This window comes from Bradyrhizobium sp. (assembly GCF_035309285.1).
Taxonomy (GTDB): Bacteria; Pseudomonadota; Alphaproteobacteria; order Rhizobiales; family Xanthobacteraceae; genus Bradyrhizobium.
Genome location: NZ_DATGFH010000095.1, coordinates 13,994 through 33,161, shown reverse-complemented (window position 1 = coordinate 33,161; position 19,168 = coordinate 13,994). Strand labels below are relative to the sequence as shown.

Here is a 19,168-nt window from a genome sequence, read left to right as displayed (position 1 = left end):
CTACATACGCCTCAAACCGCCTTTCGCTATCCCCACCTTCCCTGAGATCCATCCGGCCCTCCGCCTGCCAAATTATGAATCTCTTCAATTACTTGATTCCTTGGCACCCGTGGACGCGACCGAATGACTCAGTAGGATTAGGCGCAGCCGTAATCCGCCGCTCGCTGACGCAAAAATGGCGGATTACGCTTTCGCTAATCCGCCCTACGAAGTCAGCGACATATCCAGCGGCGGTGAGACGCTCGGCGGCAGCGGGTTGACATAGGGCGTGCGCGCGGTGCGTTTCTTCAAGTCTGCTTTTGCCGCGGCGATCAGCCCAGGCTCGGTCAGCGCTTTCACGCCGAGCGCGGCCATGGCCTTGGCGACCTGCACCATGGCCTTGTGGGCGTGCGGACTCTTGCCCTGCGCCACCACTTGCCAGGTGTGCAAGGGCGTGCCGATCGCGATGGTGGGCCCATGCACCTGCGCGGTCGGGACCACCCAGCTCACGTCGCCGACATCGGTCGAGCCGGTCAGCGGATTGCGCTTGGCGTCGAGCGGCACGATGAAATCGGCGAGCGGCCGGTCGGTCGGCTCCATGCCGATCGTGTGATAGACGCTTGCGATGTCCTTCTCGGTCAGCGTCGCCTGGATCCGTGCGGCAAATTCCTTGTCGGCGTCATCGAAATGCGGCGGGCCCAAGTCCTCCATGATGCGCTGCAACGCCTCTTCCAGAGGCGTGTTGTGCAGGACATTGGAGACCGCCGAGATGATCTTCATCTCGACCTTGGTCTCCGTCATCAGCGCAGCGCCTTGCGCGATCTTGTGCACGCGCTCGACCAGCTCGTTCATACCTGGCAAATCGCGGGCGCGGATCGAGTAGCGCACGCGGGCATGAGCCTGCACGACGTTGGGCGCGATGCCGCCGGTATCAATCAGCGCATAGTGCACGCGCGCATCGCTCGGCATGTGCTCGCGCATGTAGTTGACGCCGACATTCATCAACTCGACCGCATCGAGCGCGCTGCGGCCAAGATGCGGCGACGCCGCGGCATGCGAGGTGCGGCCGGTGAAGGTGAAGTCGGCGCGGGTGTTGGCAAGCGACGGCGTCACCACCACTTCCCAGAAGCTGTGGGGATGCCAGGTCAGCGCGATATCGGCATCATCGAACGCTCCCGAGCGCACCATGAAGGTTTTCGCCGCGCCGCCTTCCTCCGCGGGGCAGCCGTAATAGCGCACGCGGCCCGGCACCTTGTGGGTGGCAAGCCAATCCTTCACGGCGGTCGCGGCGAGCAGCGCGGCCGAACCGAGCAGGTTATGGCCGCAGCCATGGCCGTGGCCGCCGGCCTCGATCGGGCGATGTTCCGCGATGTTCGCTTCCTGGCTCAGGCCCGGCAGCGCGTCATATTCGCCGAGGAAGGCGATGACCGGACCGCCTTCGCCCCATTCGCCCATCATGGCGGTCGGAATGCCGGCGATCTTCTCGGTGATGCGAAAACCCTGGTGCTTGAGTTCAGCCAGATGCTCGGCGGAGGAGCGCGCCTCGGTGTAGCAGACTTCGGGCATGCCCCAGACCCGGTCGGCGAGCGCGGTAAAACGCGGCTTGATCGTGTCGACGCCACGCCAGATGTCACTTCGGTTATCCATGTTCTTGATCCCAGGGTCGCCAGATGGAGGAAGCGATTTGTTAGCAGTTTCGCCGGCCGATTTGAAGTTGCCGCACTGCAGCCCGTTCATGCATGATCGGGGCCAACCAGAACAAAAATCGGGGAGCCGCCCATGAAGATCGTCGACGCGCAGGTCCATATCTGGTCGCAGACGGTGGTGCCGACGTCCGGGTTGCACCGCAAGGTCGAGACATTCACCGCCGAGCAGGTTCTGGCGGAAATGGACGAGGCCGGGGTCGACGCAGCGCTCATCCATCCGCCATCGGGCTGGGACCCTGACGCCAATGCGGTCGCCATCGAGGCGGCGAAGAGATATCCGGATCGCTTTGCGATTCTGGGCAATTTTCCGCTGCAAAATCCGGAAAACCGCAACCTGATCCATGGCTGGCGCAATCAGCCCGGCATGATGGGTCTGCGCTGGCCGTTCCTGCTCGAAGAGCAGCAGCAATGGCTTTATGACGGCTCGCTGGAATGGCTGTGGCCGGCGGCCGAGAAGGAAGGGCTGCCGATCGCGATGTTGGGCGGATTGTTTCTGAAGAAATTCCGCGAGATCGCCGAGCGTCATCCGAGCTTGAAGATGATCGTCGACCATTGCGGGCTCAACCGCCACGGCCAGGACGCGGAAGCGTTCATCCATCTCGATGAACTGGTGGCGCTCGCGAAATTGCCGAATGTCGCGGTCAAGGCGACCGGCGCGCCGCACTATTCGACGGAACGTTATCCTTTCCGCAATATCCAGGACGGGCTGCACCGCATCTTCGATGCGTTCGGGCCGAAACGCTTCTTCTGGGGCACCGACATCACGCGCATGCCCTGCAGCTACCGGCAATGTGTGACGTTCTTCACCGAGGAATTGCCCTGGCTCAAGGGCAAGGACCTCGCGGACGTGATGGGCCGCGGACTCTGTGAATGGATCGGCTGGAATTACAAATTGTAGCAAGATGATCCAAGCCGACGACGGGAATTTTGTGATCTGGAACGTTTGCGAAGGAACAAAAACCCATCGTGTTTGTCGTCAAGGCGCATCTGCGCTAGGCTACTTGCGTGGGGCAAGAGGTAGTTGGCTCGCCGATGAACATCCTCGATCCGCAAGGCCCGATCGCGGCCGCCAACATGACGATCCTGATCGACTCGATCGCGATCATGCTTGCGATCGTCGTGCCCACGATCGTCGCGATTTTCGCCTCCGCGTGGTACTTTCGCCAGTCCAACCGGCGCGCATTCTACTGGCCGGATTGGGAGTATTCCGGCCGGCTCGAGCTCGTGGTCTGGTCGATCCCGGCGCTGACGATCATTCTGCTCGGTGGCGTCGCCTGGATCGGCTCGCATCAGCTTGATCCGGCAAGGCCCGTTCCGGGAACGGGACAGGGCGTCACCATCCAGGTGGTGTCGCTCGACTGGAAGTGGCTGTTCATCTATCCGGATCAGCGCATTGCGACAGTCAACACGCTGACCGTGCCGGTCGGCGCGCCGCTGCATTTCAGGCTCACCTCGGCGAGCGTGTTGAATGTGTTCTTCATCCCGCAACTGGGCAGCATGATCTACACCATGAACGGCATGGTGACGCGGCTCGAGCTGCGCGCCGACGAAGTGGGCAACTATCAGGGTTTGTCGGCGCATTTCAGCGGCGACGGCTTTCCGGACATGATGTTCGACGTCAAGGTCGTCTCGGAGCCGGAGTTTGCAAGCTTTGCCGCCAACACGGTCAAGAGCGATCATGTGTTGAACGGCGACAGCTACCGCAAAGAGCTGCTCAAGCAGTCGGTGCCGAAGGACAAGGCGATCTATCGGCTGGACGATCCCCTGCTGTTTACGGCGATCGCGACCCAGAGGATCCCGCCGGGACCTGGTCCGCAGGAAGCCGCCAACACCGGTGCCAGCAATGTTCGGTAAGCTCTCCTGGTCCGCCATCCCCTTCGATCAGCCGATTCCGCTCATTGCCGGCGCGGTGGTGCTGGTCGTGATCCTGGCCGTGCTGATCTGGGTCGTCGTTGCCGGCCATCTGCCCTATCTCTGGCGCGAATGGATCACCAGCGTCGACCACAAGCGCATCGGCGTGATGTACACGTTGCTTGCATGCGTGATGCTGCTGCGCGGATTCTCCGACGCCATCATGATGCGCGCGCAGCAGGCGGTCGCGTTTCATTCGCAAGGGTTCCTGCCGCCGGCGCACTACAACCAGATCTTCTCCGCGCACGGCACCATCATGATCTTCTTCGTCGGGATGCCGTTCGTGATCGGGCTGATGAACCTCGTGGTGCCGCTGCAGCTCGGCGTGCGCGACGTGGCGTTCCCGACGCTCAACTCGGTCGGCTTCTGGCTGACGGCGACCGGCGCGCTGCTCGTCAACATCTCGCTCGTGGTCGGCGAGTTCGCGCGCACCGGCTGGTTGCCTTATCCGCCGCTGTCGGAATTGACCTATTCGCCGGGCGTCGGCGTCGACTACTATCTGTGGTCGCTGGAGATTTCCGGTATCGGCACGCTGGTGGCAGGGATCAACCTGGTCACGACGGTACTCAAGATCCGCACCAAGGGCATGAACTACATGCGCATGCCGATGTTCTGCTGGACAACTCTGGCCTCGAATCTCCTTATCATCGCCGCCTTCCCGATCCTCACGGCGACGCTGGCGATGCTGATCCTCGACCGCTATCTCGGCTTCCACTTCTTCACCAACGAAGCCGGCGGCAACGTCATGATGTTCATGAACCTGATCTGGGCGTGGGGGCATCCGGAGGTCTACATCCTGGTGCTGCCGGCGTTCGGCATCTTCTCCGAGGTGGTCGCGACGTTCTCCGGCAAGCCATTGTTCGGCTACCGCTCGATGGTGCTCGCCACCATGGCGATCTGCGTCATCTCCTTCATGGTGTGGCTGCATCACTTCTTCACCATGGGCGCGGGGCCCGACGTCAATGCGATCTTCGGCATCGCCAGCATGATCATCGCGGTGCCGACGGGGGTGAAGATCTACAACTGGCTGTTCACGATGTTCGCCGGCCGCATCCGCTTCTTTACCCCGATGATGTGGTCGATCGGCTTCATGGTGACCTTCATCATCGGCGGCCTCACCGGCGTTCTGGTCGCGGTGCCGCCGGCGGACTTCCTGTTGCACAACAGCCTGTTCCTGGTCGCCCACTTCCACAACGTCATCATCGGCGGCGTGCTGTTCGGCGCGTTTGCCGGCTACACCTACTGGTTCCCGAAAGCCTTCGGCTTCCGCCTGCATGAGGGCTGGGGCAAGGCCGCGTTCTGGTGCTGGCTGATCGGCTTCTATGTCGCCTTCATGCCGCTTTATGCCGTCGGCTTCCTCGGCATGACCCGGCGGATGCAGCATTTCGACGTGCCCGAATGGCGGCCCTGGCTGATGATCGCGAGCATTGGCGCCGGGATCATCCTGGCCGGCATCATCTGCCAGATCATGCAGCTCGTGGTCTCGATCCGCCATCGCGAGGAGCTTCGCGATACGACCGGCGATCCCTGGGACGGCCGTTCGCTGGAATGGGCCACCGCCTCGCCTCCGCCCGCGTTCAATTTCGCGGTGATGCCCAGCGTGACCAGCGAGGACGCCTATTGGGCGATGAAGCGGCGCGCGCGGGAGGAGGGCGTCAAGGAGCCGGACTACGGGCCGATCGATATGCCACGCAATTCGCCGACCGGCTTCGTCTGTGCGTTCTTTGCGACCGTGATGGGCTTTGCCATGATTTGGCACATCTGGTGGATGGTGATCGTGGGCTTCATCGGCGCGTTCGCGACGTTCGTGGTGTTTGCCTGGCGCGACAAGGATGAATACGAGATTCCGGCCGACGAGGTCGCGCGGATCGACCGCGCCAACCGCGCCGCGCGCCGCGAGCTCATCACCGCCGCGGGGGACTTGTGATGACGGACATCGCGATCGCGCACCAGCTCCCGGGGCTTGCCGAGGCTGCGCATGAGGGGCCGGCGTCGAAGCGTATCATCACCGGCTACGGCTTCTGGATCTTCCTGCTTAGCGACATCGTGATGTTCTCCTGCTTCTTCGCGGCCTACGCCGTGCTCCAGGGACAGACCGCGGGAGGCCCGAGCGGGGCAGAGCTCTTCAACCTCCGCAACGTCGCGATCGAGACGATCTTTCTCCTGTTGTCGAGCTTCGCCTGCGGCATGGCGAGTGTCGCGGTCGAGGCGCGCAGCCATCTCTGGTTCCAGATCGCGATGGCCGTGACCTGCGTTTTGGGCCTCGGCTTCCTCGCCATCGAGTTCCGCGAATTTGCCGACCTCGTCGCGCGCGGCGCGGGCCCGTCGCGCAGCGCGTTCCTGTCGGCGTTCTTCACCCTGGTCGGCTGCCACGGCCTGCACGTCTCCGGCGGCGAGCTGTGGCTGCTCACCATGATGGCTCAGGTCTTTGCCAAGGGCTTCCGCGCCGACATCCAGCGCCGCTTCCTCTGCTTTGCGCTGTTCTGGCACGCGCTCGACATCATCTGGGTCGCGATATTTTCGGTCGTCTATCTGCTCGGGAGCGCGGCATGAGCGAGCTTCACGATACGCACCATCGGGCCGATCTGGCGCCGGGCGATGAGGAGGTCGTCAGCGTCAGGCTTCGCGTGCTCGGCTATCTCGTCGGCCTCGCCCTTGCACTGCTGCTTACGGCGACGTCGTTCTTTGTCGCGGGCACGAACCTCGTCTGGCAGCCGTCGATCCCTGTCGCCATCATTGTGCTCGCGATCGCGCAGATGGGCGTGCATCTCGTCTTCTTCCTGCACATCACGACCGGGCCCGACAACACCAACAACGTGATGGCGCTCGCCTTCGGGCTTCTGATCGTGTTCCTGGTGATCGGCGGTTCGCTGTGGATCATGGATAATCTGAACAACAACATGCCGCCGATGGATCAGATCATGCAGATGCAGCGCTGAGCTGGCGCGTGCGAAACAAAAGGGCGGCCGATAAGGCCGCCCTTTGTGCTCGGTGTGGTGCAGATATCGCTACTGGCAGGGATGCCGACGGCCGTCCTCTCCCTTGAACCAGGTACCCGGCCGGCAGGCGAAGCCATTTTGAGGGCTGTAATAATCATAGGCATAGGAGTTGTAATAGGGGCGGCGGAACGGCGCGGTGGCAATCGCGCCCGCGGTTCCGATCGCAGCTCCTGCAACGCCGGCGGCCGCGCCGACTGCGCCACCCGCAACATCGGCCGCGGCGCCGATGGGTCCGCGATGATAGTAGTGGTGATAGCAGCGATGGGTCGCGCAATAGTCCCGCGCCATGGCGGGGCCGGCCATCGTGCTGGCGACGAGCGCAGCAGCGGCGGCGAACTTGAGAGCCTGCATGGCATTTCTCCCTAAGGTTGATAACGGGCGATCAACTGAATGTGAGGCACGATGTTCCCCGCGCTCGCATCACAGCGCGGTGACAACGCAGAGGTTCCCGATCGCTCAAATTACTCGCAACGATTGCGTCCCGTTCGCTTGTTGAGCGGCGGTGCCGGAGCGCGGCGTAGGGCTTCGGGGAGAAACTCTTCCGCGGCGTCGGGCGACGGCTCCGCGCGCACGTCCGCCGCCCACTGCGCGCGCTCATGCGGAGTCGCGTTGTCCCTGACGCGGTATTTCATGTCGACACCGCTGACCGGGTCGTAAGTCCCGTGCCGGGTGTCTCTGGTGTCGACGATGCCGTCCTGGTGCTGGGTGTCTTTTTTGGTGTCGGTCATGACGGGACTCCCAAAGGACACACCGACCCCCTTGCCAACAACACATCCAGCGAATGGCTGTTCCCTTTCGGCACAGCTGCAACGACGCCTGCGGCGGAAGCGGGTCACTTTGTCGTGTCATCGCTAACGAAAAGGCCGTGCCGACAACAAATAAACAGGCGTCGTCCGCGCTGTTGCCGCAGTTTGGAACCAAAACCTCAGCGCGTATTTGTCTCGTTGCTACACTGTTTGCCAATGTGAAGGCCGGTACACGCGGTGCTCGTAGCTCGATACTTCTTCTGGGTCGGCAGCGTGCTTGTCGCCATTCTCCTTCTGGCGAACTGGTACTCTCCAGGCGCGCCTTCAACGCCCGCACAAGGCGCCGTGACCGAAACCCCGGTTCAAGAGACGATCCGCATCCAATCCGAGCGCAAGTTGCCAGACAAGGTCGTGATTGACACCTCCGTCCCCACGATCATTCCGCCGTCGCCACCAGTGGCTGCCGCAGCCCCGCTACCGCCGGTTGCGGCCGCGCCTGCGCCCGCGACGATCGAGGCCCGTGCCGAGATGAAGCCGCCGGCCCTGCCAGCGCCGAGGCGCCAGGCCAGGGTCCGTCACCGAAATCCGAGGCCGGCACCTCGGATGTGGGCAGATGGCAATTCAATGTCGCCGAGGTGGTCGTGGTCGTGGAACTGGTAAGCCGCCAGGGCGCGCCGCTTACTTACTTGCTCGCGCTCGCTGGCTTCGGCGCGCGGCAATTGAAGGCGCGGCGGTAGCCGGCGGCCCGGGCGTCATCTTCCGAGCAGAACCAGCGGTCCGGCCGGGTCAACCCGGCGTAGCTGAGGCAACCCTGCAGATGGTAGATGCCGATGTTACCGGTCACCCGCGCGCGGACCGCGCGCTTGCCCTTGATCGCGCAGCCTGGAGGCTGCGCGAGATCGTCGGGAAACAGCATGGCGCGGATTTCCTTGTCGCGATCGGCGCGGCAGGCACTGCCGAGCAGCGCGCCGTCCTTCTTGCCGAGCCGGAAATCCTGAGGCGTTGCGAAGCAGCCCTTCCAGATGCCGCTTTTGTCGGCTTCCGCGCTCGTCGCGTCATCCTTGACGTGCACCTTTAGCGACGGTTCGACGCTGACGGCGAATCCCTGTTTGGCGATCTGCTGGTTCAGGCTCGTGGCCTCGCCCTCGACCGTGCAGACGCCGATATGACGCTTCTTGGTCTTGTCCCGACCGAGGTCGTCGCAATGCACGGCACGGCCGTTGATCAGCCCGGTGAGGTGATCGCGCGCCGCGACGCCGCAGCTCCAGGGATCGGCATGGTCGTCGATGCAGATCTGGTCGAATTCCGGCGCGTCAATGCCATCGAGCCTGAAGACGACATCGCCAAGCTGGATGGTGTCGCCGTCGCGGACGATGACATTGGCGGCGCGCGCGGGGTTCGCGGAGAGAATGGCACCGAGGATGAGGAAGATCGGGAAAAGACGTCGCAGCATGTGCTTTTCAAAACCAGGCCAGCAATGAACTGCCTGTTCTCTAGCACATCTGCGTGCCGGCGCTATGCTTGCTGCAAATAGCAAAACTCGTCATGGCCGGGCCGTCGCCGCGCCGAAGCGGCTTCGGCCCCGCGGGCGGCTCGAGCCCGGGCATGACGAAAAATGAAGGGCTATGCCAACCTCAATTCGCCGTATCCGTTCGCCGCGACCTCGTCGCAGCGGGCGCGATAGGCCGGCGCGCTGCCGGAGTAGCGCGCGACGATGCGGACAGTCTTGCCCTCGACATTGCGGTTGATGCCCGTCATCCAGGAATCGACCTCGTTGGAGAGGAGCCCGACGCCTAGCGCCTTGACGTGATCGGTCCACGACGCGACGCCTTCAGGCGTGGCCTCGAGCCGCGTCAGTCCCTGCTCGCGCGCGAAGCGCACGAGGCCCGTCACCCAGTCGACGCTGTATTCGATGCTGCGCGGGATGTTGCCGAGCGCGGTGTGCGGGCCCATCAGCATCATCATGTTGGGAAATTGATGCACCATTAGGCCGAGATAGGTCTCGGGCCCCGATTTCCACTTGTCCTTCAGCCGGACGCCGTCGGCTCCGCGGACGTCGATCTTGTCGAAGGCGCCCGTGATGGCGTCGAAGCCCGTGGCAAAGATGATGATATCGAAGGCGAAGTCACGGTCGCTGGTCTTGATGCCAAAAGGCGTGATGCGCTCGATCGGCGTCTCCGTGATGTCAACCAACTCGACATTATCGCGGTTATAGACCTCGTAATAGAACGTCTCGAGCGGCAGGCGGCGGGTGCCAAAGCCGTGGTTCTTCGGAATGAGCTTTTCCGCGATCTTCTGGTCCTTGACGCGCTGACGGATTTTTCGCGCGACAAAGTCGCCGATGGTCTTGTTCGCCTTGCGGTCGATCAGAATGTCCTTGAAATTGCCCTGCCAGATGCCGAAGCCGCGTTCGCCATAAAGCTTCTCGTAGAACGCTTCGCGCTCCTCATCCGACACCTCGAACGCGCCGCGCGGATCGGGGGTGTGGATGAAGCAGGCGAACGTCTCGCGGCAGCGCGCGAACATTTCGGGATAGCCGGCCTTGATCTTCTTTTGCGTCTCGGCGTCGATCTTGCCGTTGTGAAGCGGCGCGCACCAGTTCGGCGTGCGCTGGAACACGGTGAGATGGCCGACCTCGCCCGCAATCGTCTGGATCGTCTGCACCCCGGTGGCGCCGGTGCCGATCACGGCGACCCGCTTGCCCTTGAAATCCACCGGCTGCTTCGGCCAGCGCGCGGTGTGGAAGCGTTCTCCCTTGAAATTGTCGATGCCCTCGATGCGCGGCAGCGTCGGCGTCGACAGCGGGCCGATCGCGGTGATCAGGAAGCGCGTCGTAAAGCGGCTGCCGTCTTCAAGTGTGACGGTCCAGCTTCGCGTGGCCTCGTCGTAGTGGGCCGCGGTGACGCGGCTTTTGAACTGGATGTCGCGACGCAGGTCGAACTTGTCGGCGACATATTGGCAATAGCGCAGCGTTTCCGGCTGGCCGGCGAAATGCTCCGACCATTCCCATTCCTCCAGGAGCTCCTTGGAGAAAGAGTAGCCGTAGGAATAGCTCTCCGAATCAAACCGCGCGCCGGGATAGCGATTCCAGTACCAGGTGCCGCCGACCTCGGTGCCGGCCTCGAACACGCGGACGCGCAAGCCCAGCTCGCGCGCCCGGTAAAGCTGGTACATGCCGGACAGCCCGGCGCCGACGATGATGGCGTCGAAATCCAGACCCGATCTTTCGTCCGGCGGAATCTGGTTCGGCGAAGTCGGCACCTTCAGGCGTTCCCCGATTGTGGTTTTGACCAAAGCTAGCCAATCTTGCCGGCACGAACAAACCCTTCCATTGCTTCCATCCATGCGCCAGCGATTTGCTGGGTTGCATCGCTGCGCGGCCTTTGACTAGCATCGGCCTATCGCCTTATCGTCGCGAGGTGCCGATCGCCCTTGGAAAGGCGACGGGAGAACAGAACGATGGCCCAGGCGCTGCAAAGCAGGCTTCAATCGATCGACGTCAGCGATCCCCAGCTCTACCAGGATGACACCTGGCGGCCGCTGTTTGCGGAGTTGCGCCGCCACGATCCCGTGCACTACTGCGAGGCTTCGCCCCACGGGCCTTATTGGTCGGTGACGCGCTACGACGACATTTTCGCGGTCGAGCTCGACCACGAGACCTATTCGTCGGCCTCCGAGCTCGGCGGCATCCAGGTCGCCGACCAGCCGAGGGGGCAGGAGCGCCCGAATTTCATCCGCATGGACCCGCCCGGCCACACCGCGCAACGCCGCACGGTGGCGCCGATCGTGGCACCGTCGAATCTCGCCAATTTCGAGACCCTGATTCGCGAACGCACCTCCGCCGTGCTCGACGCGCTGCCGCGGGGCGAAGTCTTCGACTGGGCCGAGCGCGTCTCGGTCGATCTCACCAACATGATGCTCGCGACCCTGTTCGATTTTCCCTGGGAAGACCGGATGAAGCTGACCTGGTGGTCGGATGTCGCGATCGCAAATGTCAATTCGCCGGACGCGGTGGTGCATTCCGAAGAGGAGCGCACCGCCGAGCTCATCAACATGGGCGGCCATTTTCGCCAGCTCTGGAACGCGCGGGTCAACGCGCCGCCGACCTTCGACCTGATCTCGATGATGGCGCATTCTGAGGCGACGCGGAACATGGACGCCGCGGAGTTCATCGGCAATATCGGGCTCCTGATTGTCGGCGGCAACGACACCACGCGTAATTCGATGAGCGGCGGGCTGCTCGCGCTCTGTCAAAATCCGGAGCAATTCGAGCTGGTAGCCGCGAAGCGCGAACTGGTCGGAAATCTCGTCTCCGAGATCATCCGCTATCACACCCCGGTCCTGCACATGCGCCGCACCGCGCGGCGCGATGCCGAACTCGGCGGGCGAAAGATCGCCAGGGGCGACAAGGTTGTGATGTGGTACATCTCCGGCAACCGCGACGAGGACAAGATCGAGCGTGCGGATGAGTTCATTGTCGAGCGGCCGAAGGTGCGGCAGCATCTTTCCTTCGGCGCCGGCATCCATCGCTGCGTCGGCGACCGGCTGGCCGAGCAGCAATTGCGCATTCTCTGGGAGGAGATCCTGAAGCGCGATCTGCGCTTCGAGATTGCGGGACCCGTGAAACGCCTCTATTCGAATTTCATCCGCGGCATCCGCTCGCTGCCGGTAAGGATTGTGAGTTGATCGTCATTGCGAGCGAAGCGAAGCAATCCATTGTTTCCGCAACAAGAAAAGAATTGTCATTCCGGGGCGCCTCGAAGAGGCGAACCCGGAATCTCGAGATTCCGGGTCTGGTCCTTCGGACCATCCCGGAATGACGTAGAGGAAAAGGAATGAACCAACCCGTTGACGTCCTGATCATCGGCGCCGGAGCGTCCGGCGCCGCGGTTGCGTGGTCGCTGGCCGACACCAAGATGCATATCCTCTGCCTCGAGCAGGGCGACTGGATGAAGCAGTCGGAATATCCGTCGACCGGGCGCGACTGGGAGGCAAAATTCTACGGCGAATGGGCAACCAGCCCGAACATCCGCGGCCGCGCCGAGGACTATCCGATCAACGACGACAATTCACCGATCAAGGTCGTGAACTTCAACGCCGTCGGCGGCTCGACCGTGATGTACACCGCGCACTGGCCGCGGCTTCATCCAAGTGACTTCAAGGTGAAGACGCTCGATGGCGTCGCCGACGATTGGCCGATCGACTACGATGCGCTGACGCCGTTCTACGAAGAGAACGACCGCATGATGGGCGTCTCGGGCCTGTCGGGCGATCCGCTGTCGCCGCTGACGCGTCCGCCGATGCCGCCGCAGCCGCTCGGTCTCTCCGGCCCCCTGATCGCCAAGGCCATGAACAGGCTCGGCTGGCACTGGTGGCCGTCGGACACCACGGTTGCGACCATGGATTATGAGGGCAGGGCGCGCTGCATCAATCTCGGCCATTGCACGCCGGCCTGCGCGCAAGGCGCAAAGGCCTCGACCGACATCACCTATTGGCCACACGCGATCCGCGCCGGCGTCGAGCTCAAGACCCATTGCCGCGTGCGCGAGATCACCACCAACGAACATGGCATGGCCTCCGGCGTCGTCTATTACGACAAGGATGGCGTCGAGCAATTCCAGCCGGCCGAAGTCGTCATCATCGCCTGCAACGGCGTCGGCACGCCGCGGCTGCTGCTGAACTCGGTGTCCGGAAAATTTCCGAACGGGCTCGCCAACTCATCCGGCCTCGTCGGCAAGAACCTGATGTTCCACCCTTACGCGCAGACCTATGGCTTCGTGAAGGAGCCGACCGACTCCAACCGCGCGCCGCCGACCTGCCTGTGGAGCAAGGAATTCTACGATACCGATCTGTCGCGCGGCTTTGTCCGTGGCTACGGCATCCAGTTCGGCCGTGGCGCGGGGCCCGTGTTCGAGGCGGTGGCGAGCGAGCAGAAGGGCATTCTGCCGTGGGGCAAGGATCATCACCGTGTCTTCCGCAAGCTGAACGGCCATCGCCTGCACGTCTCGGCGATCTGCGAGGATCTGCCCGAGGAGCACAACCGCGTGACGCTCGATCCCGTGCTGAAGGACAGCCACGGTATTCCGGCGCCGAAGATCGACTATACGATCAGCGAGAACAGCCGGAAGATGATGGAGCATGCGCTGGCGCGCGGCCGCGAGATTCTCGAAACGGCCGGGGCGACCGACGTCTGCGTCAATTCTCCGATCCCCTGGGGTGGCTGGCACCTGCTCGGCACCGCGCGGATGGGCACCGATCCCGAGCGCTCGGTGGTCAACGAATGGGGCCGCTCGCATGACGTGAAGAACCTCTTCGTCGTCGACGGCAGCATTTTCGTCACTTCGGGCGGCGTCAATCCGACGTCCACGATTCAGGCGCTTGCGCTCTACATCGCAGACCAGATGAAGAGCCGGCTGGCCGATCTCTTTGATTGAGGATTTTCAAATGATTGTCGAAAAGTCTCTGACGTCAGCGCAGCGTGACGATCTGCGCGTCATCGCCGGCATGATGATCCCTGAGAGCAGCGAATACAAAGTGCCCGGCGCCGACGATCCCGCGATCCAGGGGGACATCATCGCGACACTCGGCCGCGACACCAAAATGGTTGCCGCAGCGCTCGACCACATCGCGCGTCTCGCAGGCCAACCGCTGGCGGCGCTCGATGACGCCAAGCGCGATGCGGTGGTGCAGGAATTTCGCGCCAGCGGCGGTGGGCCGGCCGCGACACTCGCTCGCGTCATCCTGCAATGCTACTACCGCGACGACCGCGTGCTGCGCTCGCTCGGGCTCGAGCTGCGCGCCCCGTTTCCGAAAGGCTACGTGCTGCCGGACGGCGACTGGTCGCTGCTCGATCCCGTCAAGGCGCGGCCAGCGAAGCTCAGGCGCGCACCCTAGCCGTTCGGGCAGGGCCAAGCCTTCCGACCCTTGCGGCGCGTTCGGCGGGGCACCATCTGAGGGACCCAAAAGGAATCCCGCCCATGTTGGACCCAACCTCGAGCTTCGCCGCTGACGGCCCGTCGGCCGGCGCGAACGGAGCTGCCCCTCTCAACGACCAACCGCTGCTCGATGCCTATTCCCACGCCGTGATCGACGTGACCGAGCGTGTCGGTCCGGCCGTCGTGCGCGTGGAGACTGGACCCAAAGTGCGCAACATGCGCGAGCGCGGCGGTCTCGGCTCGGGCATCGTCATCTCGCCGGACGGGCTCGTGCTCACCAACAGCCATGTCGTGGGCGCTTCGAAGGAGATTCGCCTGCGTGACGTCGAAGGCTTTGTGAGCGATGCGCATGTGCTCGGCGTCGATCCCGACACTGATCTGGCGCTCTTGCGCGCCAACGGCGCGCGCGAGCTGCGCTACGCCGCGCTCGGCAATTCCAAGCGGCTCAGGCGCGGCCAGCTCGTCGTCGCGATCGGCAATCCGCTCGGCTTCGAATCGACGGTCACGGCCGGCGTGGTGTCGGCGCTCGGCCGCTCGATCCGCTCGGTCTCTGGCCGCATCATCGAGGACGTGATCCAGACCGATGCGGCGCTCAACCCCGGCAATTCGGGCGGCGCGCTGGTGTCGTCGAATGCCGAGGTGATCGGCATCAACACCGCGATCATCAACGGCGCGCAGGGTATCTGCTTTGCGGTCGCAAGCAACACCGCGCAGTTCGTGCTGTCGGAGATCATCCGCCACGGCTATGTCCGCCGCGCCTATATCGGTGTGTCCGGCCAGACTGCGCCTGTGCCACGGCGGCACGCCGTCGTCGCCGGTGTCGAGAACAAGATGGGCGCGCTTCTGATGAACATCGAAGCGGACGGCCCAGCGACGCAGGCAGGATTGTTGCCGGGCGACGTCGTGATCAGGCTCGATGGCGTCGAGATCCACGGCGTCGACGACCTGATCCGCGTGCTCGATCGCGACCGCATCGGCAAGACGCTCGCGATGGAGGTGCTACGGCTCGGCCGCCTGCGGGCGATCGAGATCTATCCGGTCGAGCGAAAGCCGGTGGTGCGGCAGAGCTGAGGAAAATGCGATTGCGCGTAGGGTGGGCAAAGCGAAGCGTGCCCACCATCGTCAGGTCGCGCGGAAAGATGGTGGGCACGGCGCTAACGCGCCTTTGTCCACCCTACGATCCCTTCGCTCGCAGCAATGACGAAGGTCACTCCGCGGCCGCCGCAAAACGGCTGTTCTCGAGTTCCGCTTCCAGCCGCGCTTTTTCGGCCGCGGCCTTCTTGATGCTCTCTTCCTTGACGTGGCCGTAGCCGCGGATCGTCTCTGGGATGCGCGCGAGTTTTGAGAGCAGCGGAATCTGCTCCGGCTTCAGACTTGCCGTGCGCTGCTCGATGTCAGCGAAATAATCCTCGACCAGGCGCCGCTCGGTCCTGCGTTCCTCGGTGCGGCCGAACGGATCGAAGGCGGTGCCGCGCAAAACCTTCAGCTTCGCCAGCCAGCGGAACGCGCCCATCATCCAGCCGCCATACTCCTTCTTCATCAGCCGGCCGTTTCTGTCGCGTTTGGCGAAGATCGGCGGCGCCAGATAGAATTTGAGTTGATAGTTGCCGTCGAACTTGTCTGCGAGCTTCTTTGCGAAGCTACCATCGGTGTAGAGCCGGGCGACCTCGTACTCATCTTTGTAGGCCATCAGCTTGAACAGGTTTTTGGCAATGGCCTCAGTAAGCTCGGTCGAGGCAGACGCTGCCGCACTCTCGGCCTTCCGCACCTTCGTAACCGCGTCGCGGTAACGATCGGCATAGGTCTTGTCCTGATACTGCGCGAGGAAGTCGGCGCGGAGCGCGATCTGGTCGTCGAGCGTCTTCACGGGTGCGCCGGCGCGGCTCTTGAACTGGATCACGCTTCTGACGCGCGACATGTCATGCGCCGCCAGGCGTCCCCAGGTGAAGGCCTGCTTGTTCATCTCGATCGCCGCGCCGTTGATCTCGATGGCGCGGAACAGCGCTTCCAGCGACAGCGGGATCGCGCCCTTCTGGAACGCATAGCCGAGCATGAAAGGATTGGTGGCGATGCTGTCGCCCATCAAGGCCGAGGCGATGCCGGTCGCATCGATGATGTCGAGATTGCGCTCGCCGATGGCGTCGCGCAGCGTGGTCTGCATCGCGCCCAGCTCGAAGTCGATATCGGGGTTTTGCACGAAGCTTGCAGTCGGCTGCAGATCGGCGTTGACGAAGGCTTTGGTCACGCCACGGTCGACGCGGGAGAGGGCGGTCGTGCCCGCCGAGACCACCATGTCGCAGCCGAGGATGAGATCGGCGCCGCCATTGGCGATGCGAACGGTGGCGAGGTCTTCCGGTTTCGCAGCGATGCGGACATGGCTCATGACCGCGCCGTTCTTCTGCGACAGCCCGGTGAAATCGAGCGCCGAGCAGCCCTTGCCGTCGACATGGGCTGCCATGCCGAGCAGCGCGCCGACGGTGATGACGCCGGTGCCGCCGATGCCGGTGACGAGAATGTTGTAGGGTTTGTCGAGTGACGGAGCCGCTGGCAGCGGCAGGTCGGCGAAGAGCTGGCCGGAATCGACCGCGGAGTTCTTCAGCCGCTTCAGCGAGCCGCCATGGACCGTGACGAAGCTCGGGCAAAAGCCTTCGACGCAGGAATAATCCTTGTTGCAGTTCGACTGGTCGATCTGGCGCTTGCGGCCGAATTCAGTGTCGAGCGGCTGCACCGAGACGCAGTTCGAAGCTACCGAGCAGTCGCCGCAGCCTTCGCAGACGAGGTCATTGATGAAGACGCGTTTGGGCGGATCGGGATAGAGCCCGCGCTTGCGGCGCCGGCGCTTCTCGGCGGCGCAAGTCTGGTCGTAGATCAGGACCGACAGCCCCTGCACCTCGCGCAGTTCGCGCTGCAGCGCGTCCATGTCGCGGCGATGATGCACGGTCGCGCCCGGCGGGAAACAATTCGCCGGGTACTTGTCGGGATCGTCGGAGACGATGGCGAGCCGCATGGTGCCTTCGGCCCAGACCTGGTGGGCGATCTGCGCCACCGTAAAGCCGCCTTCGGCCGGCTGGCCGCCGGTCATCGCGACCGCGTCGTTATAGAGGATCTTGTAGGTGATGTTGACGCCGCTCGTCGCCGCCGCGCGGAGCGCCAGCAGGCCGGAATGAGTGTAGGTGCCGTCGCCGAGATTCTGGAAGATATGCTTTTCGTTTGTGAACGGCGCCTGTCCGATCCAGTTCGCGCCTTCGCCGCCCATATGGGTGATGGTCGCGGTCCGCCGCGAGGGAATCGAGAGCGCCATGCCGTGGCAGCCGATGCCGGCCATGGCGCGGCTGCCCTCGGGCAGTTTGGTGGACGTATTGTGCGGGCAGCCCGAGCAGAAGAATGGCGTTCGCTGCAGCGTGATCGGGGCGTTGCCGGTTGCGGGCTGGTCGAAAGCGACGAGCCGCGCCAGCCGCTGTTCCAGCACAGGACTCTGATGCCCGAGCCGGCGCAGCCGCGCCACCAGCGCAGACGCGACCACGGTCGGGGTCAGCTCGCCCTCGCTCGGCAACAGCGGGCTGCCTGCCTCGTCGCGCTTGCCGACGATGGTCGGACGCTTCCAGGCGTCGACGTTATAGAGAATGCGCATGAGCTGGTCTTCGATGAAGCCGCGCTTCTCTTCGACCACAAGCACATCCTGAAGACCTTCGGCGAACCTCTTGGCGCCGCTCTCTTCCAGCGGCCAGGTCAGCGCGACCTTGTAGATGCGAAGGCCCAAAGCCTCGGCGTCGCGGTCGCTGATGCCGAGATCGGCGAGCGCCTGTTTCAGGTCGAGATAGGCCTTGCCGGTCGTGATGATGCCGAGCCGCGCCGGCTTGCCGTCAAGCACGATCCTGTCGAGCTGGTTGGCGCGGGCGAACGCCTTCACGGCTTCCATCTTGGGACCGAACAGCCGCTTCTCCGCCTCCAGCGGCGGATCGGGCCAGCGGATGTTGAGCCCGCCCGGCGGCATCTCGAAATCGGCGGGGATCACCACCTTGACCCGCTCGGGATCGGAATCAATGGAAGCCGAGCTCTCCACCGTCTCGCCGATCGCCTTGAAGCCGATCCAGCAGCCGGAATAGCGCGACAGCGCAAAGCCATAGAGCCCGAGATCAAGATATTCCTGCAACGTCGAGGGATTGATGATCGGCATCAGCGCGGCGGCAAAGACCTGCTCGCTCTGATGCGCGAGCGTCGAGGACTGGCAGCCGTGGTCATCGCCCGCGAGCGCCAGCACGCCGCCATGGCGCGAGGAGCCCGCCGAATTCGCGTGCTTGAGCACGTCCACGGAACGGTCGACGCCCGGTCCCTTGCCGTACCAGATGCCGAACACGCCATCGACCTTGGCGCCGGGGAACAGCCCGACCTGCTGGCTGCCCCAGACCGCGGTCGCGGCAAGGTCTTCGTTCAGGCCGGAAACGAAATTGATGTCATGGGCTTGAAGGAACGTCTTCGCGCGCCACAGCGTGTGGTCGTACATGCCGAGCGGCGAGCCGCGATAGCCGGAAATGAAGCCCGCGGTGTTGAGGCCGGCGGCGCGATCGCGTTCGCGCTGCAGCATGGGCAGGCGGACCAGCGCCTGCACGCCGGACAGGTAGATGCGCTTGGCCTCAAGGCGGTATTTATCGTCCAGCCCCACCTGCATCAGCGTCATCTTGGTTGGCTCCGTAACATGTTTTTGGTGGGCGGCCTGATCAGGCGCCCGGGCTGACGGCGCAAGTGAAAAGCATGTGACATCAATGTCAATATCGTAGCCGCGGGCGGGCGGCGCTATGAGGGTCTGAATCGGTCGACTATGACTGATTCATCAGGACTTGCGCCGCTCGCGCATTGCACGGATGGCATGGCGCTTGCTTCGATTTGCAACG

Annotated in this window: 15 protein-coding genes; 9 read left to right on the top strand and 6 right to left on the bottom strand. The window is 63.6% G+C overall.

All coding sequences use genetic code 11. The features are described 5' to 3' along the window. Positions 1-204: 204 nt before the first annotated feature. Positions 205-1,626 (bottom strand): M20 family metallopeptidase, encoded by a 1,422-nt coding sequence (locus VKR55_RS19080; protein ID WP_324405653.1) that lies wholly within the window; start codon positions 1,624-1,626, stop codon positions 205-207. A 132-nt stretch (positions 1,627-1,758) separates the two neighbouring features. On the opposite strand from VKR55_RS19080, the gene VKR55_RS19075 reads away from it, so the two are divergent. The 5 genes from VKR55_RS19075 to cyoD all read left to right on the top strand — a co-directional run bounded on the left by VKR55_RS19075 (position 1,759) and on the right by cyoD (position 6,535). Further along, positions 1,759-2,583 (top strand): amidohydrolase family protein, encoded by an 825-nt coding sequence (locus VKR55_RS19075; RefSeq protein ID WP_324405652.1) that lies wholly within the window; start codon positions 1,759-1,761, stop codon positions 2,581-2,583. A gap of 107 nt (positions 2,584-2,690) precedes the next feature. Next, positions 2,691-3,539, top strand: coding sequence for a cytochrome ubiquinol oxidase subunit II (locus tag VKR55_RS19070; RefSeq protein WP_324405650.1), 849 nt, complete (start codon positions 2,691-2,693; stop codon positions 3,537-3,539). Next, a complete protein-coding gene (gene cyoB, locus VKR55_RS19065; protein WP_324405648.1) occupies positions 3,529-5,523 on the top strand; it encodes a cytochrome o ubiquinol oxidase subunit I in 1,995 nt (664 codons plus the stop codon). The genes VKR55_RS19070 and cyoB overlap by 11 nt, the downstream gene beginning before the upstream one ends. Next, the gene (locus tag VKR55_RS19060; protein ID WP_324405646.1) at positions 5,523-6,149 is read left to right on the top strand and encodes a cytochrome (ubi)quinol oxidase subunit III; all 627 of its coding nucleotides are present in this window, start codon (positions 5,523-5,525) and stop codon (positions 6,147-6,149) included. Before cyoB ends, VKR55_RS19060 begins: the two co-directional genes overlap by 1 nt. Continuing rightward, positions 6,146-6,535 carry a cytochrome o ubiquinol oxidase subunit IV gene (gene cyoD, locus VKR55_RS19055; protein WP_324405644.1) on the top strand — a complete coding sequence of 130 codons (390 nt, stop codon included), beginning with the start codon at positions 6,146-6,148 and terminating at the stop codon, positions 6,533-6,535. Before VKR55_RS19060 ends, cyoD begins: the two co-directional genes overlap by 4 nt. A 69-nt stretch (positions 6,536-6,604) precedes the next feature. Here cyoD and VKR55_RS19050 read toward each other — a convergent pair whose 3' ends face one another. From VKR55_RS19050 to VKR55_RS19035, 4 genes are all read right to left on the bottom strand, one after another. Next, complete coding sequence (locus VKR55_RS19050) at positions 6,605-6,946, bottom strand: hypothetical protein (protein ID WP_324405643.1); 342 nt, start codon at positions 6,944-6,946, stop codon at positions 6,605-6,607. A 110-nt stretch (positions 6,947-7,056) separates the two neighbouring features. Beyond that, positions 7,057-7,323: a hypothetical protein gene (locus VKR55_RS19045; RefSeq protein WP_324405641.1), complete on the bottom strand. Its 267-nt coding sequence runs from the start codon at positions 7,321-7,323 to the stop codon at positions 7,057-7,059. A gap of 700 nt (positions 7,324-8,023) precedes the next feature. Next, positions 8,024-8,794, bottom strand: a complete 771-nt coding sequence (locus VKR55_RS19040) for a thermonuclease family protein (RefSeq protein ID WP_324405639.1) — start codon at positions 8,792-8,794, stop codon at positions 8,024-8,026. Between the two features lie 170 nt (positions 8,795-8,964). After that, entirely contained in the window at positions 8,965-10,635 is a 1,671-nt protein-coding gene (locus VKR55_RS19035) for a flavin-containing monooxygenase (RefSeq protein WP_324405637.1), read from the bottom strand. Positions 10,636-10,800: 165 nt separating this feature from the next. On the opposite strand from VKR55_RS19035, the gene VKR55_RS19030 reads away from it, so the two are divergent. From VKR55_RS19030 to VKR55_RS19015, 4 genes are all read left to right on the top strand, one after another. Continuing rightward, positions 10,801-12,027, top strand: a complete 1,227-nt coding sequence (locus tag VKR55_RS19030; protein ID WP_324405635.1) for a cytochrome P450 — start codon at positions 10,801-10,803, stop codon at positions 12,025-12,027. A 149-nt stretch (positions 12,028-12,176) separates the two neighbouring features. Beyond that, positions 12,177-13,775: a GMC family oxidoreductase gene (locus tag VKR55_RS19025; RefSeq protein ID WP_324405633.1), complete on the top strand. Its 1,599-nt coding sequence runs from the start codon at positions 12,177-12,179 to the stop codon at positions 13,773-13,775. Between the two features lie 10 nt (positions 13,776-13,785). Further along, positions 13,786-14,235 carry a hypothetical protein gene (locus tag VKR55_RS19020; protein ID WP_324405631.1) on the top strand — a complete coding sequence of 150 codons (450 nt, stop codon included), beginning with the start codon at positions 13,786-13,788 and terminating at the stop codon, positions 14,233-14,235. An 83-nt stretch (positions 14,236-14,318) separates the two neighbouring features. After that, a complete protein-coding gene (locus VKR55_RS19015) occupies positions 14,319-15,347 on the top strand; it encodes a S1C family serine protease (protein WP_324405629.1) in 1,029 nt (342 codons plus the stop codon). A 136-nt stretch (positions 15,348-15,483) separates the two neighbouring features. Here VKR55_RS19015 and VKR55_RS19010 read toward each other — a convergent pair whose 3' ends face one another. Then, positions 15,484-19,041, bottom strand: coding sequence for an indolepyruvate ferredoxin oxidoreductase family protein (locus tag VKR55_RS19010; protein WP_324405655.1), 3,558 nt, complete (start codon positions 19,039-19,041; stop codon positions 15,484-15,486). Positions 19,042-19,168: the final 127 nt, after the last annotated feature.

What these genes read in the sequence shown, in the direction of transcription:
- VKR55_RS19080 (WP_324405653.1), bottom strand. Translation starts at nt 1,626, where the DNA reads ATGGATAACCGAAGTGACATCTGGCGTGGCGTCGACACGATCAAGCCG.
- VKR55_RS19075 (WP_324405652.1), top strand. Translation starts at nt 1,759, where the DNA reads ATGAAGATCGTCGACGCGCAGGTCCATATCTGGTCGCAGACGGTGGTG.
- cyoB (WP_324405648.1), top strand. Translation starts at nt 3,529, where the DNA reads ATGTTCGGTAAGCTCTCCTGGTCCGCCATCCCCTTCGATCAGCCGATT.
- VKR55_RS19060 (WP_324405646.1), top strand. Translation starts at nt 5,523, where the DNA reads ATGACGGACATCGCGATCGCGCACCAGCTCCCGGGGCTTGCCGAGGCT.
- cyoD (WP_324405644.1), top strand. Translation starts at nt 6,146, where the DNA reads ATGAGCGAGCTTCACGATACGCACCATCGGGCCGATCTGGCGCCGGGC.
- VKR55_RS19050 (WP_324405643.1), bottom strand. Translation starts at nt 6,946, where the DNA reads ATGCAGGCTCTCAAGTTCGCCGCCGCTGCTGCGCTCGTCGCCAGCACG.
- VKR55_RS19045 (WP_324405641.1), bottom strand. Translation starts at nt 7,323, where the DNA reads ATGACCGACACCAAAAAAGACACCCAGCACCAGGACGGCATCGTCGAC.
- VKR55_RS19040 (WP_324405639.1), bottom strand. Translation starts at nt 8,794, where the DNA reads ATGCTGCGACGTCTTTTCCCGATCTTCCTCATCCTCGGTGCCATTCTC.
- VKR55_RS19030 (WP_324405635.1), top strand. Translation starts at nt 10,801, where the DNA reads ATGGCCCAGGCGCTGCAAAGCAGGCTTCAATCGATCGACGTCAGCGAT.
- VKR55_RS19025 (WP_324405633.1), top strand. Translation starts at nt 12,177, where the DNA reads ATGAACCAACCCGTTGACGTCCTGATCATCGGCGCCGGAGCGTCCGGC.
- VKR55_RS19020 (WP_324405631.1), top strand. Translation starts at nt 13,786, where the DNA reads ATGATTGTCGAAAAGTCTCTGACGTCAGCGCAGCGTGACGATCTGCGC.
- VKR55_RS19015 (WP_324405629.1), top strand. Translation starts at nt 14,319, where the DNA reads ATGTTGGACCCAACCTCGAGCTTCGCCGCTGACGGCCCGTCGGCCGGC.